This is a genomic window from Cellulomonas phragmiteti (assembly GCF_016862775.1).
GTDB classification, from domain to species: Bacteria; Actinomycetota; Actinomycetes; order Actinomycetales; family Cellulomonadaceae; genus Cellulomonas; species Cellulomonas phragmiteti.
The window spans coordinates 47,871-61,586 of record NZ_BONP01000023.1; the positions used below are offsets into that span (position 1 = coordinate 47,871).

Annotated in this window: 17 protein-coding genes and 1 pseudogene; 6 read left to right on the forward strand and 12 right to left on the reverse strand. The window is 75.5% G+C overall.

Annotated features, from left to right (window positions below; translation table 11 throughout):
• Nucleotides 1-52 precede the first annotated feature (52 nt).
• Complete coding sequence (locus tag Cph01nite_RS15505; RefSeq protein ID WP_203675594.1) at nt 53-1,189, forward strand: ATP-dependent 6-phosphofructokinase; 1,137 nt, start codon at nt 53-55, stop codon at nt 1,187-1,189.
• Nucleotides 1,190-1,604: 415 nt separating this feature from the next.
• Nucleotides 1,605-2,852 carry an alpha-amylase family protein gene (locus Cph01nite_RS15510; protein ID WP_203675595.1) on the forward strand — a complete coding sequence of 416 codons (1,248 nt, stop codon included), beginning with the start codon at nt 1,605-1,607 and terminating at the stop codon, nt 2,850-2,852.
• A gap of 102 nt (nt 2,853-2,954) precedes the next feature.
• Here Cph01nite_RS15510 and Cph01nite_RS19335 read toward each other — a convergent pair.
• The 9 genes and pseudogenes from Cph01nite_RS19335 to Cph01nite_RS15555 all read right to left on the reverse strand — a co-directional run.
• Nucleotides 2,955-3,344 (reverse strand): annotated as a pseudogene (locus Cph01nite_RS19335) (class I SAM-dependent methyltransferase); the annotation flags it as partial.
• Nucleotides 3,345-3,386: 42 nt separating this feature from the next.
• Entirely contained in the window at nt 3,387-3,620 is a 234-nt protein-coding gene (locus tag Cph01nite_RS15520; protein WP_203675596.1) for a helix-turn-helix domain-containing protein, read from the reverse strand.
• The gene (locus Cph01nite_RS15525) at nt 3,620-4,108 is read right to left on the reverse strand and encodes a DUF2975 domain-containing protein (RefSeq protein WP_203675597.1); all 489 of its coding nucleotides are present in this window, start codon (nt 4,106-4,108) and stop codon (nt 3,620-3,622) included. The genes Cph01nite_RS15520 and Cph01nite_RS15525 overlap by 1 nt, the downstream gene beginning before the upstream one ends.
• 84 nt (nt 4,109-4,192) lie before the next feature.
• On the reverse strand, nt 4,193-5,116 hold the full coding sequence (locus Cph01nite_RS15530) for an NADP-dependent oxidoreductase (protein ID WP_203675598.1): 924 nt from the start codon (nt 5,114-5,116) through the stop codon (nt 4,193-4,195).
• Nucleotides 5,117-5,130: 14 nt separating this feature from the next.
• Nucleotides 5,131-5,685 (reverse strand): GNAT family N-acetyltransferase, encoded by a 555-nt coding sequence (locus Cph01nite_RS15535; RefSeq protein WP_203675599.1) that lies wholly within the window; start codon nt 5,683-5,685, stop codon nt 5,131-5,133.
• Nucleotides 5,686-5,754: 69 nt separating this feature from the next.
• Nucleotides 5,755-6,342 (reverse strand): TetR/AcrR family transcriptional regulator, encoded by a 588-nt coding sequence (locus Cph01nite_RS15540; RefSeq protein ID WP_203675600.1) that lies wholly within the window; start codon nt 6,340-6,342, stop codon nt 5,755-5,757.
• Nucleotides 6,343-6,358: 16 nt separating this feature from the next.
• A complete protein-coding gene (locus Cph01nite_RS15545; RefSeq protein WP_203675601.1) occupies nt 6,359-7,042 on the reverse strand; it encodes an ABC transporter ATP-binding protein in 684 nt (227 codons plus the stop codon).
• Nucleotides 7,039-8,169: an FtsX-like permease family protein gene (locus Cph01nite_RS15550; protein WP_203675602.1), complete on the reverse strand. Its 1,131-nt coding sequence runs from the start codon at nt 8,167-8,169 to the stop codon at nt 7,039-7,041. The genes Cph01nite_RS15545 and Cph01nite_RS15550 overlap by 4 nt, the downstream gene beginning before the upstream one ends.
• An 88-nt stretch (nt 8,170-8,257) precedes the next feature.
• Entirely contained in the window at nt 8,258-8,887 is a 630-nt protein-coding gene (locus tag Cph01nite_RS15555) for a LysE/ArgO family amino acid transporter (RefSeq protein WP_203675603.1), read from the reverse strand.
• A 70-nt stretch (nt 8,888-8,957) separates the two neighbouring features.
• Here Cph01nite_RS15555 and Cph01nite_RS15560 point away from each other — a divergent pair, with 70 nt between their 5' ends.
• Nucleotides 8,958-9,851, forward strand: coding sequence for an ArgP/LysG family DNA-binding transcriptional regulator (locus Cph01nite_RS15560; RefSeq protein ID WP_203675604.1), 894 nt, complete (start codon nt 8,958-8,960; stop codon nt 9,849-9,851).
• A 38-nt stretch (nt 9,852-9,889) separates the two neighbouring features.
• Here Cph01nite_RS15560 and Cph01nite_RS15565 read toward each other — a convergent pair whose 3' ends face one another.
• Nucleotides 9,890-10,651, reverse strand: coding sequence for an FAD-binding protein (locus tag Cph01nite_RS15565; RefSeq protein ID WP_203675605.1), 762 nt, complete (start codon nt 10,649-10,651; stop codon nt 9,890-9,892).
• 142 nt (nt 10,652-10,793) lie between these two features.
• Between Cph01nite_RS15565 and Cph01nite_RS15570 the strand changes: the two genes are divergently transcribed.
• A complete protein-coding gene (locus tag Cph01nite_RS15570; protein ID WP_203675606.1) occupies nt 10,794-11,225 on the forward strand; it encodes a hypothetical protein in 432 nt (143 codons plus the stop codon).
• A 21-nt stretch (nt 11,226-11,246) separates the two neighbouring features.
• Here the strand turns inward: Cph01nite_RS15570 and Cph01nite_RS15575 are convergent, their stop codons facing one another.
• Nucleotides 11,247-11,429 carry a hypothetical protein gene (locus Cph01nite_RS15575; RefSeq protein ID WP_203675607.1) on the reverse strand — a complete coding sequence of 61 codons (183 nt, stop codon included), beginning with the start codon at nt 11,427-11,429 and terminating at the stop codon, nt 11,247-11,249.
• A gap of 230 nt (nt 11,430-11,659) precedes the next feature.
• On the opposite strand from Cph01nite_RS15575, the gene Cph01nite_RS15580 reads away from it, so the two are divergent.
• The gene (locus Cph01nite_RS15580; RefSeq protein ID WP_203675608.1) at nt 11,660-12,028 is read left to right on the forward strand and encodes a VOC family protein; all 369 of its coding nucleotides are present in this window, start codon (nt 11,660-11,662) and stop codon (nt 12,026-12,028) included.
• A gap of 37 nt (nt 12,029-12,065) precedes the next feature.
• On the opposite strand, the gene Cph01nite_RS15585 is transcribed toward Cph01nite_RS15580, so the two are convergent.
• Nucleotides 12,066-12,572 carry a GyrI-like domain-containing protein gene (locus Cph01nite_RS15585; RefSeq protein WP_373307592.1) on the reverse strand — a complete coding sequence of 169 codons (507 nt, stop codon included), beginning with the start codon at nt 12,570-12,572 and terminating at the stop codon, nt 12,066-12,068.
• Nucleotides 12,573-12,748: 176 nt separating this feature from the next.
• On the opposite strand from Cph01nite_RS15585, the gene Cph01nite_RS15590 reads away from it, so the two are divergent.
• Nucleotides 12,749-13,615, forward strand: a complete 867-nt coding sequence (locus Cph01nite_RS15590) for an oxygenase MpaB family protein (protein ID WP_203675609.1) — start codon at nt 12,749-12,751, stop codon at nt 13,613-13,615.
• The last annotated feature ends 101 nt before the right edge of the window (nt 13,616-13,716 follow it).

The window sequence follows — 13,716 nt, forward strand, 5'->3', positions numbered from 1 at the left end:
ACACTGTGCCCAGACGGCCGGCCCCCGCCGGTCACGGGCACCGGAGGCGGGCATGGCCAAGACCACGGCGAAGCGGGTCGGGATCCTCACGGCGGGCGGCGACAGCCCCGGCCTGAACGCCGCGATCCGCGGGTTCGGCAAGACCGCGATCGGGCACCACGGCATGGAGCTCATCGGGTTCCGCGACGGGGTCACGGGGCTGGTGGAGAACCGGTACGTCGAGCTCGACGGCAAGGCGCTGTCCGGGATCCTCACGATCGGCGGGACGATCCTGGGGACGAGCCGCGACAAGGTCCACCGGTACGCGGTCGACGGCGGCGAGCCGCAGGACATGGTGCCGACCGTCGTCGAGAACTACCAGGCCCTCGGGCTGGACGCGCTCATCATGCTCGGCGGCGGCGGGACGGCGAAGAACGCGATGCGCCTGGTCGACGCCGGCCTCAACGTCATCCACCTGCCCAAGACGATCGACAACGACATCGCCGAGACCGACACGACCTTCGGGTTCGCGACGGCCACCGAGATCGCCACCGAGGCCGTCGACCGCGTGCACTCGACCGCGCACAGCCACCACCGCATCATCCTCACCGAGATCATGGGGCACAACGCCGGCTGGCTGACGCTCGCGGCGGGCATCGCCGGCGGCGCCGACATCATCCTCATCCCCGAGATCCCGTACACGATCGAGTCGGTCGCGGACACGATCCGCCGGCGGACGGCCCGCGGCTCGTCGTTCTCGGTCGTCGCCGTCGCCGAGGGCGCGCGGGACGTCGAGGACACCGCCGACTACCAGGCCGCGCAGCTGCTGGTGAAGTCCGCGAAGACCCCGGAGTCGCGGCGCGCCGCCAGGAAGCACCTGGCCCACGTCGAGGACGCGCAGCGCGAGCACACGTTCAAGCTCGCGCGCGAGCTCGAGGCCGCCACCGGCCTGGAGACCCGCGTGACGATCCTCGGGTACGTGCAGCGCGGGGGCACGCCGTGCGCGGCGGACCGGCTGCTCGCGACGCGCCTGGGCGCGGCCGCGGCCAACCTCGTCAGCCGCGGCGAGTTCGGCGTCATGGTCGCGGCCCGCGGCGACGACGCCGTCCCCGTGCCGCTCGCCGACGTGGCCGGCAAGGTCAAGCTGGTCCCCCCGGACCACGCGTGGGTCGAGGCCGCCCGCCAGGTCGGGACAGGCCTCGGCGACTGACCGCACTCTCACCCCTGGGGGTGGGCCGGATCGCCCTCTCACCCCCGGGGGACGGGCTGGATCGCCTTCTCCTCTGGGCGTGAGAGAGCAATCCGGCACCCCACCCCCGGGGGCGGTGGGCTCGATTGCTCTCTCACCCCCCGGGGGCGGTGGGCCGGATCGCCCTCTCACGCCCGGGGGGCGGGCCGGATCGCCCTCTCACCCCGGGGGGTGGGCGGGATTGCCCTCTCACCCCGGGGGGGTGGGCGGGATTGCCCTCTCACCCCGGGGGGTGGGCGGGATTGCCCTCTGACCGTGAGAGAGCGATCCAGCTCGCCCCGCACCCCACCCCCGGTCGTGAGAGAGCGATCCGGCCCGCGGGCTAGGGTCGGGTGGGCGGGTGCGGCGGCGCCGGCGGACGAGCGACGGAGGCGGCATGAGCGCGGCATGGACCGAGCACGCGATCTGGTGGCACGTCTACCCCCTGGGGGCGGTCGGAGCGCCGATCCGCACCCCCGACACCGACGACCCGCCCAGGCGCCTCGACCACCTGCTCCCCTGGCTCGACCACGTCGTGCGCCTCGGCACCAACGGCGTGCTGCTGGGCCCGGTGTTCGCGTCGTCGACGCACGGGTACGACACCACGGACCACTTCCGCGTCGACCCGCGCCTGGGCACGGACGACGACCTCGAGCGGTTCCTCGCCGCCGCGCACGAGCGTGGGCTGCGGGTGCTGCTCGACGGCGTGTTCAACCACGTCGGCGCGGAGCACCCGCTGGTCACGCAGGTGCTCGCCGAGGGGCCCGACGGGCCGCGCGCGGGCTTCGTCCGCGTCGACTGGGACCACCCCGACGGCCCGCGCACCGCCGACTTCGAGGGGCACCGCGCGCTCGTCGCGCTCAACCACGACGACCCCGCGGTGGCCGCCTACGTCGCGGACGTCATGTCCCACTGGCTGACGCGCGGCGCGGACGGCTGGCGCCTGGACGCCGCGTACGCGGTACCGCCGGAGTTCTGGGCGCGCGTGCTGCCCGCCGTGCGTGCGCACCACCCCGACGCGTGGATCGTGGGCGAGGTCATCCACGGCGACTACACGGGCGTCGTCGCGGCGTCCGGCATGGACGCCGTCACCCAGTACGAGCTGTGGAAGGCCGTGTGGAGCAGCCTGCTCGACCGCAACTTCTGGGAGCTCGACCACGCGCTGCAGCGGCACGACGCGCTGCTCGAGGCGTTCGTGCCGCAGACGTTCGTCGGCAACCACGACGTCACGCGCGTCGCCACGCGCGTCGGCCCGCAGGCGGGGGCGCTCGCGCTGGTCGTCCTCATGACCGTGGCCGGCGTGCCGTCGGTGTACTACGGCGACGAGCTGGGCTGGACGGGCCTCAAGGAGGACCGTGAGGGTGGCGACGACGCCGTGCGGCCCCCGCTGCCCGCCACCCCCGACGACCTGGGCGACGACGAGCGGCACGTGCTGGCGCTGCACCAGGAGCTGATCGCGCTGCGGCGCCGCCACGCGTGGCTGCACCACGCCCGCACCACCACCGACGAGCTGACCAACACGCGCTACCGCTACACCGCGACGTCCGCGGACGGCGCCCACCGCCTGCACGTCGAGCTGGACGTGACGGACACCCCGCGCGCCGTCGTGCGCGACGACCACAGGCAGGTGCTGGTCACGACGTGACGCGCCGCAGCCGCACCCCCCGGTAGAGCACGGACGGCAGCACGACGCCGCGCACCAGCACACGCTCGCTCGTCCACCCCGGGACGTCGGCCGCGGGCGCAGTACGCGCAGCACCTCGCGGACGGCCCGGTCCAGCGGGGACCAGTGGTGGAAGCTCATGGTGGACGTCACCACGTCGAACGACGCGTCCGGGTAGGGCAGGGCGGCCGCGTCGCCGACGACGACGGCCGCGCGGCCCGCCACCCCGGCGCGCGCGAGGACGGCCCGCGCGTGCTCCACCATCTGCGGGGTGACGTCCAGGCCGTCGACGTGCAGGTCGGGACGCCGGCGCGCGAGCGTCCGCACGAGCATCCCGGGACCGCAGCCGACGTCGAGCACGCGGCCGCCGTGGGGTGCCGCTGCGGACGCGTGGTCGGCAGCGCGCCGGTGCAGCACCGTGAAGAACCTGCCGGTGCTGCGCTGGTACGCCCGCGGCGTCGTGTAGTCGACCATCGGTGCCCCCTCGGCGTTCGCGGCGAGGGTACCGGGGCGCCGCTACGCCGGGTCCGGCGCGTCCGGCTCGCCGTCCGGCTCCCAGCGCAGCAGGTCGCCCGGCTGGCACTCGAGCACCTCGCACAGCGCCGCGAGCGTCGTGAACCGGACGGCCTTGGCGCGGCCGTTCTTGAGGACCGCGAGGTTGGCGGGGGTGATGCCGACGCGCTCGGCGAGGGTCCCGACGGACATCTTGCGCCGCGCGAGCATGACGTCGACGTCGACGACGATCGGCATCAGATCACCTCGTCGAGCTCGTCGCGCAGCTGCCGGGCCTCGGTGTCGCGGTCGACCGCCTGCGCGAGCAGCAGGCGCAGCAGCAGGACGACGAGCGCGATGCCCCCGAGCACGAGCGCCGCACCCCCGATGAGCAGGACCACGCCGGGCGCGACCGCCTCCCCCGGCGCCAGCACCACCCCCAGCGCAAGCGCGAGCACCGCGGCGGCGGCGATCGCGCCGACGATCACGTCGACCCACCGGAACGCGGCGGGCGTGAAGACCTCCTCGCGCCGGACCATCGTCAGCAGGCGCCACACGCACACCGCGCAGACCTGCAGGGTGACCAGGCCCAGCACGAAGATCGCGACGACCGGCGCCCGGACGCCGGGCGGCGCCTCCTCCAGGTCGACCCACAGCAGCGGGGCCAGGACGACCTGGACGGCCAGCGACCCGGCGAGCGCGAGCACGACGACGACGCGCAGGGCGAGGACGGTGAGGTGGCGCATCGGCACTCCTCGATCGGTGGACGGGAGGAATCTATCGACAGTCGACAGATTTCTCCAGTCCTTCGATCGCCGCGCTCGACGACGTCACACCCGGACGACGACCTTCCCCCGCACGTGCCCCTCGGCGACCAGGTCGTGCGCGGCGGCGGTGTCGGCGAGGTCGAACACCTGCGCCACGTCGACCTTCACGGCGCCGTCGTCGATCAGCCGCGTGAGCGCGTCGAGGTCCGCGGTGCTGGGCCGCACCCACACGAGGTGCCCGCCGAGCTCGGTGCGGGCGGCGGCCTCGACGATCGAGGCGACCGTGCCACCGTCGGCCAGGAGCGCCCGCGTGGTGCCCACGAGGTCGTCCGCGCCGTAGTCGAGGACGACGTCGACGCCGTCGGGTGCCAGCGCCCGCACCCGGTCGACGAGGCCGTCGCCGTACTCGACCGGCTCGGCTCCCAGGCCGCGCAGGTGGTCGTGGTTGCGCGCCGACGCGGTCCCGACGACGCGCGCCCCGCGCGCCCGCAGGATCTGCACGGCGAACTGCCCGACGCCGCCCGCAGCGGCGTGCACGAGCACCGTCTGCCCGGCGTGCACGCCCGCGCGCTCGATGGACTGGTACGCCGTCAGCCCGGCGAGCGGTACCGCTGCGGCCTCCTCGAACGTCAGCGACGCGGGCTTGCGGGCCAGGGTGCGCACGGGCGCGGCGACGAGCTCGGCGAACGTGCCGCCGTGGACCCAGTCGCGACGCACGTACCCGTAGACCTCGTCGCCGACCTCGAACTCGGTGGCGTCCTGCCCGACACGCTCGACGACGCCCGCGACGTCCCAGCCCGGCACCACGGGGAACTGGACGTCCATCAGGGCGTCGAGGTAGCCGGCCCGGACCTTCCAGTCGACGGGGTTGACGGACGCGGCGCGCGCCCGCACGAGCACGCTGTCGGGGCCCAGCCTGGGCTCCGGCCGGTCGGTGAGCTGCAGGACGTCGCTGCCGCCGTAGCGGTCGTAGGTGATGGCACGCATGAGGGGCGCAACGGTCACCGGGGGCCGGTCTGTTCCCCGTCCGCGCGTGCCCGCCACTCGTCCGCGAGCACCGCGTACCGGTAGGCGTCGTGCCACAGCGGCCGGCCGTCCGGCCCGGAGCGGAACGTCACCGCCCGGAGCAGGTGCGCCTCGCGACGCATGCCCAGCCGCTCCAGGAGGCGCCACGACGGCGCGTTGCGCGGGTCGCAGCCGGCGACGACGCGGTGCGCACCGGCGGCGAACACGCGGTCCAGCAGGGCACGCGCCGCCTCGGTGGCGTACCCCCGGCCGCCGTGCGCGGGGTGCAGGACGACCCCGAGCTCGAACGTCCGCGGCTGGCCCGTCGGCGCCAGGTAGAGGTTCCCGACGAGCACGTCGTCGCGGCACACCGCGACGAACCGGTCGTCGGCCGACCGCTCCCGCGCCAGCAGCTCGCACTGCGCGGGGGTCGGGGCGTCGTACGGCTCGAACCGCACGACCTGCGGGTCACCGAGGTACGCGTGCAGCGCGGGTCCGTCGTCGACCCGGAAGGGCCGCAGCGTGAGGCGGTCGGTGGTGAGCACGTCCATCGCAGCAGCGTCCCGCGGTCCGGGGCGCCGGGGCGAGGACGTCCGTCCCGCGCCGGCGTGCCGGCGTGCTCAGACCTGCGGGCCCTGCGGGAGGAGCGGCGCCAGCAGGCTGCGCACGGCACCGCGCACCAGCGCCACGTCGGCCCCGGCCTCGACCATCGCCCCGGCCTTGTGCACCACGGCGTTCACGAGCTCCGCGAGCGTCTCGGGGTGCTCGACCCCGGCGTCGCGCAGCGCCGCGACCAGCGGCTCGACCATCTCGCCGTGCATCCGGGCGACCCACGGGTCGGCGAACGCGCGCGGGCTGAACGACGCGAGCGCGCTGATGACGGCGTGCTCGCCCTGCGCGACGAGCGTCAGGCTCGCGTCCGCGTACGCGGCGACGCGAGCCATCGGCTCGTCCTGCGCGGCGGTCGCGGCCGTGACCGCCTCACGCCACCGCGGCAGCGTCTCCACCACGACGGCCTGGAACAGGTCGTCCCGCGTGGGGAAGTAGTGGTAGATGCTCGGTCGCGACAGGCCCGCCCGGGCGGCGACGTCCGCGAACGTCGGCTCGACGTCCGGGCGGGCGGTCAGCAGCGCGCGCGTCGCGTCGAGGATCGCGCGCCGCTGCGCCTCGCGGTGCTCGGGCACCGACCGGGCCGTGATCCGGGGCACCTGCCCTCCTCCGGGCTCAGACGGCGCTGAGTCGACCGTCCACCATCTCGAGCACGCGGTCGCAGTGCTCGAGCACGTCGTGGTCGTGGGTGACCATGACCGTCGCGACGGCGAACTCGTGGGTCTGCCGCGCGAGCAGCTCGACGATCTCATGACTGCGCCGGCGGTCGAGCGCGGCGGTCGGCTCGTCGACGAGCAGCACGGACGGTGAGGCGACGAGGGCCCGTGCGATGCCGACGCGCTGCCGCTCACCGCCGGACAGCCTCCCGGGGCGCCGGTCCGCGTGCTCGGCCATGCCCACGGCGGCGAGCAGCTGCTCGGGCGGGGTCGCGGCGCGGCGTCCGGTGATCTTCTCGACGAGCCGCAGCTGGTCGATCGCCGTGAGGGCCGGGACGAGGTTGCCGGACTGGAAGACGAAGCCGAGGTTCTCGCGCCGGAAGCGCGCCAGGGCGGCGCCGGACAGCGCCGTGAGGTCGGTCCCGCCGACGACCACGGACCCCGACGTGGGGCGGGTCAGGCCGCCGGTGACGGCCAGCAGGCTCGACTTGCCGGCGCCGGACGGCCCGACGACGGCGACGATCTCGCCGGGGGTGACCGTGAGGTCGACGTGGTCGAGCGCGGTGACCTGGGTGTCGCCGTCGCCGAACGTCAGCGTGACGTCGGTGAGGTCGAGCCCGGTGCGGGTCGTGGTGGTGGTCATCGGTTCTCTCCCAGCGCGGTGACGGGGTCCACCCGGGCGATGCGGGCGGTGGCGACGGCGGCGCCGGCCAGGCCGAGGCCCAGCAGCAGCGCCGCGCCCGTCGCGACGGGCGCGGCCTCGAGCTCGAACGGCATGCCCGTCCCGACGAGGAGCGAGCCGAGCCCCAGGCCGACACCCAGCCCGAGGCCGACCGACACCACGAGCAGGATCGCGGCCTGGGCGAGGCCGTCGACGAGCAGGAAGCGCGTCGACGCGCCGATGGCGCGCATGACGGCGAGCTCGCGCGTGCGCTGCACCGTCCAGAGCGTGAAGAACGCGCCGACGACGAGCGCGGAGATGGCGTAGAGGAAGCCCTGGATGAGCTGCATCGTGGTGATCTCGGCCGTGTAGCCGGGCGACGAGCCGAAGGCCTCGGTGAGGGTGCGGGCGTCGGTCCCGGCGACGGCGTCGCCGGCGGCCAGGTCGGGCACCGCGCCGTCGACCCCGCGCAGCGCGACGACGCTCGCGGTGTCGTACGCCTCGGGAGGCGCGGTCTGCCCCGGCGGGGTGGCGGAGTGGACCTCCTGCCACGTGCGCAGCGGCAGGAAGCCGATGTCGACGTGCCCGAAGGTGCGCTGGTCGGTGGTGAAGCCGACGACCTCGAGCTCGGTGCCGACGCGGTCGATGGTCAGCACGTCGCCGAGCCCGACCCCCTCGTCGCGCGCGGAGACCGACAGGACGACCTCGCCCTCGTCGGCGGCGGCGCGGCCCTCGCCGACCGCGGGCTCGACGAACCCTCCCGGCTCGATGCCGAACAGGGTCAGGTCGACGGGGGTGCCGTCGGAGCTCCTGGCGTTGACGATCGCGGTGCCGAGCAGCTCGGCGGCCGCGACGTCGTCACGTGCCGCCCACGCGTCGCGCTGGTCGGACGTCACGACGCTGCGGGTGAAGGCGGAGTCCGTCTTGGTGCCGTCCTCGAAGGCGACCGCGTGCAACGGGCTGCGCAGCAGTCCGGAGACGCCGTCGACGACGAGGCCGGAGGACAGCCCCGACAGCAGGACCATGAGGACGGCGATGAGCGCGACGACGGCGCCCATGAGTCCGAAGCGGGTACGCGCGAAGGTGAGCTCGCGCAGGGCGAGGAACACGGATGAGGACCTCTCGGTGGACGGTCGCATCTTGGTGACGCGATGTCAGCATCTTATCGACAGCACGTCGACATCACATCCCTGCTGGTCAGCACGCCGCGAGATCCAGGACGAGGCCCCCGGCGATCCCGACCATCACGAGCGCGATCACCCCGTCGAGCACGCGCCACGCCCCCGGGCGCGCGAACACCGGCCGCAGCAGCGCCGCGCCGTACCCCAGCGCGGTGAACCACAGCACGGACCCGAGCCCGGCCCCGGCGGCGAACCACCATCGGGCGTCGCCGTGCCCCGCTGCGAGCGAGCCCAGCAGCACCACGGTGTCGAGGTAGACGTGGGGGTTGAGCCACGTCAGGGCGAGCGTCGTGGCCACGACACCACCGACCGCGGACGCGCGCGGGGCGGGCCTGGCGTCGGCGTCGACGACGAGGACGTCGGACCCTCGCACGGCACGTCGGGCGGCGAGCGCCCCGTACGTCAGCAGCACGCACGCCCCCGCGACGGTCATCACGACCGTCAGGGTCCGGCTGGCCGCGATCACCGTGCCCACCCCGGCGGTCCCGACCACGATGAGCAGCAGGTCCGAGCACGCGCAGATCGCGACGACGAGCCCGACGCGCTCGCGCCGCAGCCCGTACCGCAGCACGTGCGCGTTCTGCGCGCCGATGGCGACGATGAGTCCCAGTCCCAGGCCGAGGCCGGCTGCCGCAGAGCTCCACACGGCGACGACGCTAGGCGACCCCGCTCGTTCAGCACAGCGAATGTTCTGCACGGACCGTTAGCGTTGCTGCATGCCCGACTGGGACCTCGGCCAGCTCCGCGCCCTCGCCGCCGCCGCCGACCTCGGCACGTTCGACGCGGCCGCCCGCGCCCTGCACGTGACGCCGTCGGCCGTCAGCCAGCGCATCAAGGCCCTCGAGCAGACCGCCGGCGCCGTGCTGCTGCACCGCGACCGGCCCGTGCGCCCCACCGCGGCGGGCGAGCCGCTGGTCCGCCTCGCCCGGCAGCTCGACGCCCTCACCGCCGACGCGACCCGCCACCTCACGGGCGACACCGACGTCCCCCGTGTCACGCTCGCCGTCAACGGCGACTCGCTCACCACGTGGGTGCTGCCCGCCCTCGCCCCGCTGGCCGGACGCGTCGCGCTGCACCTGGTGCGCGAGGACCAGGACCGCTCCGCGGAGCTGCTGCGCGACGGGTCCGTCATGGGCGCGGTGACGTCGCAGGCCGTGGCCGTGCAGGGATGCACCGTCGAGCCGCTGGGCGTCATGCGGTACCGGCCGATGGCGTCCCCGGCGTTCGCGGCGCGGTGGTTCGGCGACGCGTGGCGCGTCGACGGCGTCCGGCCCGCCGCGCTCGCCGCCGCGCCCGTCGTCGTGTTCGACGCCGACGACCGGCTGCAGGACCGCTGGCTGCGGCGGCGGCGCGTGGACCCGGCGCGTCCCCCGCGGCACCTGGTGCCGGCGTCGGCGGACTTCGCGGCGGCCGTGCGCCTGGGGTTCGGCTGGGGCATGCTCCCGGCCCAGCAGTCCGACGACGACGAGCGCGCCGGGCGGCTGGTGAGGCTGACCGACGACGCGGTCGACGTCCCGCTCCTCTGGCAGCAGTGGGCGCTGCGCACCGACGCGCTCGACGCCGTCGCGACGGCCCTGCGCACCGCCGCCGCGGCCGGGCTCGAGAGGTAGGTCGGCAGCGACCGGGGGCCCGGCCGTCCGCCGCCGCCTCAGGGCGCGGCCGGCTCGGCGGGGTCCCGCCCGTCGAGCTCCCGCTCGACGAGGTCCAGCTCGACGAGGTCCAGCTCGAGCGCGACGACGACGCCCCGCGCCCCCGTCGCGCCGCGCGCCGCCGGGATGCGCTCCGGCCCGTCCGCCCGCGTGAGGCGGCGCAGGGTGCCGTCGCCCGTGACGACGTCGACGGCACGCACCCCGCCCGGCCACGGCTCCGCCCGCCCGGCGGCGTCGAGGGCGCGCCCCGCGACCTCCCCGACGACCCGCACGGGCGGCCCCGCCGCCACCGGCACGAGACCGAAGCAGGCGGCGGCCGCGACGAGGTCGTCCCAGCGCGCCCCGACGCCGACGTGCGCGCGCGCCAGCACGGGCAGGACCGTCAGGTGGTCCAGGGCGGCGGTCGACACCAGCACGGCACCGTCGAGCGACCCTGCCGCGCCGGCGCCGTCGCCCGGGACGGCGACCGCCGCGTCGTGCTCCCGCGCGACACGGACGACGTGCGCGGCCTGGTCCGGCGTCCGCGGGGTGGTGACGAGCGCGCCACCGCCGCCGGTCACGGCGTCCGCGGCGCCGGCGAGGTCCGGGTCGGCGTCCGCCCCGGTGAGCAGGTGCACGTCGACGACCCGGCCGAGCGCCTCGGCGAGCGCCACGAGGTGCGACGGCACCGGCGGCCCGGTGACCCCGCCGGCGGCGGCCCGGAGGCCCGGCCGGGCGACGAGCGGCAGTCTCACGGCCTCGGTCGGCAGCGGCAGGTACACGTGCGGCTCCTTCTCCTCGACGCGACACCCGCGTCGGTCGGCAGGAGGCGCGGGAGCCGCCCCTGATACGCCACGACCAGGTGACGAGACATCTCGCCCCGGCGGACGTCCCGCCGAGGTGACCGGCGGCTACCGTGTGCGCGTGACCACCTCGTCAGCCCTCGCCCTCGCCTGCGTCGGGAGCCTCGTGCTCGCGGTCGTCCTGGCGGTCATCGGCTTCCGCGCGCTCGGCCGGGCGCGCGGCGTGCGGCGGGTGCAGGTCCCGGCGCGCCTGCTCTCGACGTCACCGAGCCCCGGCGGCGACCTCGTCGAGGTCGAGTACCCCGCCCCGGACGGCACGACCCTGCGGACGCGGATGCAGGTGTTCCGCGTGCACGCCCCCGGGCAGCCGTACATCTTCGACGGGACGGTCTGGGTCGACCCCGCACGCCCCACGGACGCAACGCCCCGCCGGCAGGGCCGCACGAGCGGTGCGGTCACGACGCTCGTCCTGGCCGGGGTCGCGCTCCTCGCCGCGCTCGGCACGGGGATCGGGTCCGTCGTCGTGCGGTTCGCGGAGTCGCTGCCGTCCTGAAGCGACGCCGCTCGCCTGACGTCAGGCGGGTGACCCCGCCGAGGGCGGGAACTCCGGCGCGGGACCGCCGAAGAAGCACTGGCACGGTCCGTCCAGGTGACGGAACGGTGTCCCGGGGCGGGCGGCGCACGGCACGGGCTCGGCGGGTCGCGGCTCGTGTCCCGCACGCGGGTCCGGCAGCAGCAGCCGCAGCAACGTGGGCATCGTGTCCTCCATCCCCCCGGTCGTGGTGGCGCCGACACCGTCGAGGAGTGCCGGCCGGGTGCGAACGTACACCGCCGCCCGCTCCTCACCCGCATGTTTCCCTCCCCCGTGCTGTCGGCAGACCGGCGCCGACCTTGACCCCGGAGCCCGGGTGGAACCGCTCCCTGGGCGATGTCACCGGTCCGTCCTAGCCTGGAACCACGGACGACGACGACCCAGGAGGACGAGCCATGGCGCACGGCGACATCACGCACATCGACATCCCCGTGAGCGACGCCCAGGCGGCGGCGCAGTTCTACGGCAGCCTGTTCGGCTGGGACATCCGCGAGTTCCCCGGCTTCGAGGGCTACCCCATGTGGTCGGCCCCCAACAAGGTCAGCGGAGGCGGCCTGGCCCCGCGCAGCGAGGGGTTCACGGTGCCGCGCAGCTACGTCGAGGTCGACTCGATCGAGGCCGTGCTGGCGCAGGTCACGCAGCTCGGCGGCGAGGTCCGGCTCCCCCGGACGCCGATCGACGCGACCAGCTGGTGGGCGTCGTTCGTCGACCCCGACGGCAACGAGATCGGGCTCTTCGAGGGGAAGACCGGCGGCTCCGACTGAGCGCGGAGGGCCGCGGCTCGCACGCGGTCCGCGGCTCTCAGGCGCCGGCGCGCAGCGGGAGCACGAGACGGGTGACGTTCGCCTCCGGGTCGCCGCCCGGGGACGGCTCGGTCACGTACTCCTCCCAGAAGTCGCCGCGGGCCTGGACGCCGCGTGCTGCGCTGTCCTGCTCGAGGCGGGCCCACGCCTCGGGCAGGGCGTCGTACGACCCCGTGTGGGTGAGCACCAGCGCGTCGCCGCCCGGCAGGTCGAGCACGTCGACGCCTCCGGACGACGTGCCGGGCGCGACGCCGTCGACCGGGAAGCCTGCCGTGACGTCCACGGTGTCGGTGGGCATGCCGCGGTACCAGCCGAACGCGGGCCCGGCGATGGCCCAGCCCTCGCGTGCGGCGGCCTCGGCGACCCGCGTGTAGGCGGTGTCGTAGAAGTCGCGCAGCCCGGACATCGGCACGGGCGCGCGGACCGCGGCGACGGTGACGGTGGGCAGCTCGGTGCGGGTGGTCTCCATGTCGTCCTCCTCGTCGACGGACGCGGTCACGTCCATCCTTCACCGACCGCACGCCGAGGCGGAAGTCACCGGCGTCCGGTGCACGACGTCCGTCCCGGGGGCCGTTCCCGGCCGTCCCGCACGCACCGGCACCACCTGCCCGGCCGTCCCCGACCGGGTGTCGCAGCGGTCCCCGGGACGACGGTCGGGCCGCGGGTCCGTACCGTGGGTGCGTGACGCTCGCCGACCCCGTCCGACGCTGGCGCGCCCGCTCCGGCGAGGCGCTGTTCCTCCGTGTCGCCGGCCCCCACGGACGGCGCAGCCGCTCCCGCATCCACGGGCGCCCGGGGCCGCGGTGGTTCGAGCCGGACGCGGCCGTGCGGGTCGTGCACGCCGACGCGTCGATGTTCGTCGGCGGGCTGCGCTCGCTGCTGCTGCAGTCGCTGCACCCGGCGGCCATGGCGGGCGTCGCCAGCCACTCGGACTTCCGTGACGACCCCTGGGGTCGGCTCGCCGGGACGAGCACGTTCCTCGCCACGACGGTGTTCGGCACCGCCGACGACGCGCAGGCGGCGGTCGACGCCGTCCGCACCATCCACCAGCGCGTGCGCGGCGTCACCCCCGACGGGATCGCGTACGCCGCCGACGACCCGGACCTGCTGCGCTGGGTGCACGTCGCGGAGATCGAGAGCTTCCTGGTCGCGCACACCCGCTACGGCTCCCACCCCCTGAGCCCGGACCGCGCCGACGAGTACGTGGCCCAGACCGCGCGCGTCGGGCGCGCGCTCGGGGCCGTCGACGTGCCGGAGACCGTGGCGGAGCTGACCGCGGCGATCGAGGGGTACCGACCGGTGCTGCGCGCGACGCCGGCCGCGATCGACGCCGCCGCGTTCCTGCTGCGCGAGCCCCCGGTGCCGTGGACGCTGCGTCCCGGCTACTCGGCGCTGGCCTCCGCCGCCGTCGAGTCGCTGCCGCCGTGGGCGATCGACGAGCTGGGCCTGCGCCGCCCGGGGCGCGTCACCGGGCCGCTCGCCCGCGCCGCCGGGCACGGCGCGACCCGCACGATCCGGTGGCTCCTCGCGGGCCAGCCGGAGGGCTGAGAACGCCGGGGCACTGCGGAGCGGCGACACCGTCCCCACCCCGGCTGGATTGCTCTCTCACCACCCATGAAAGAGACCCACCCTCCAGGGGTGAGCGAGCG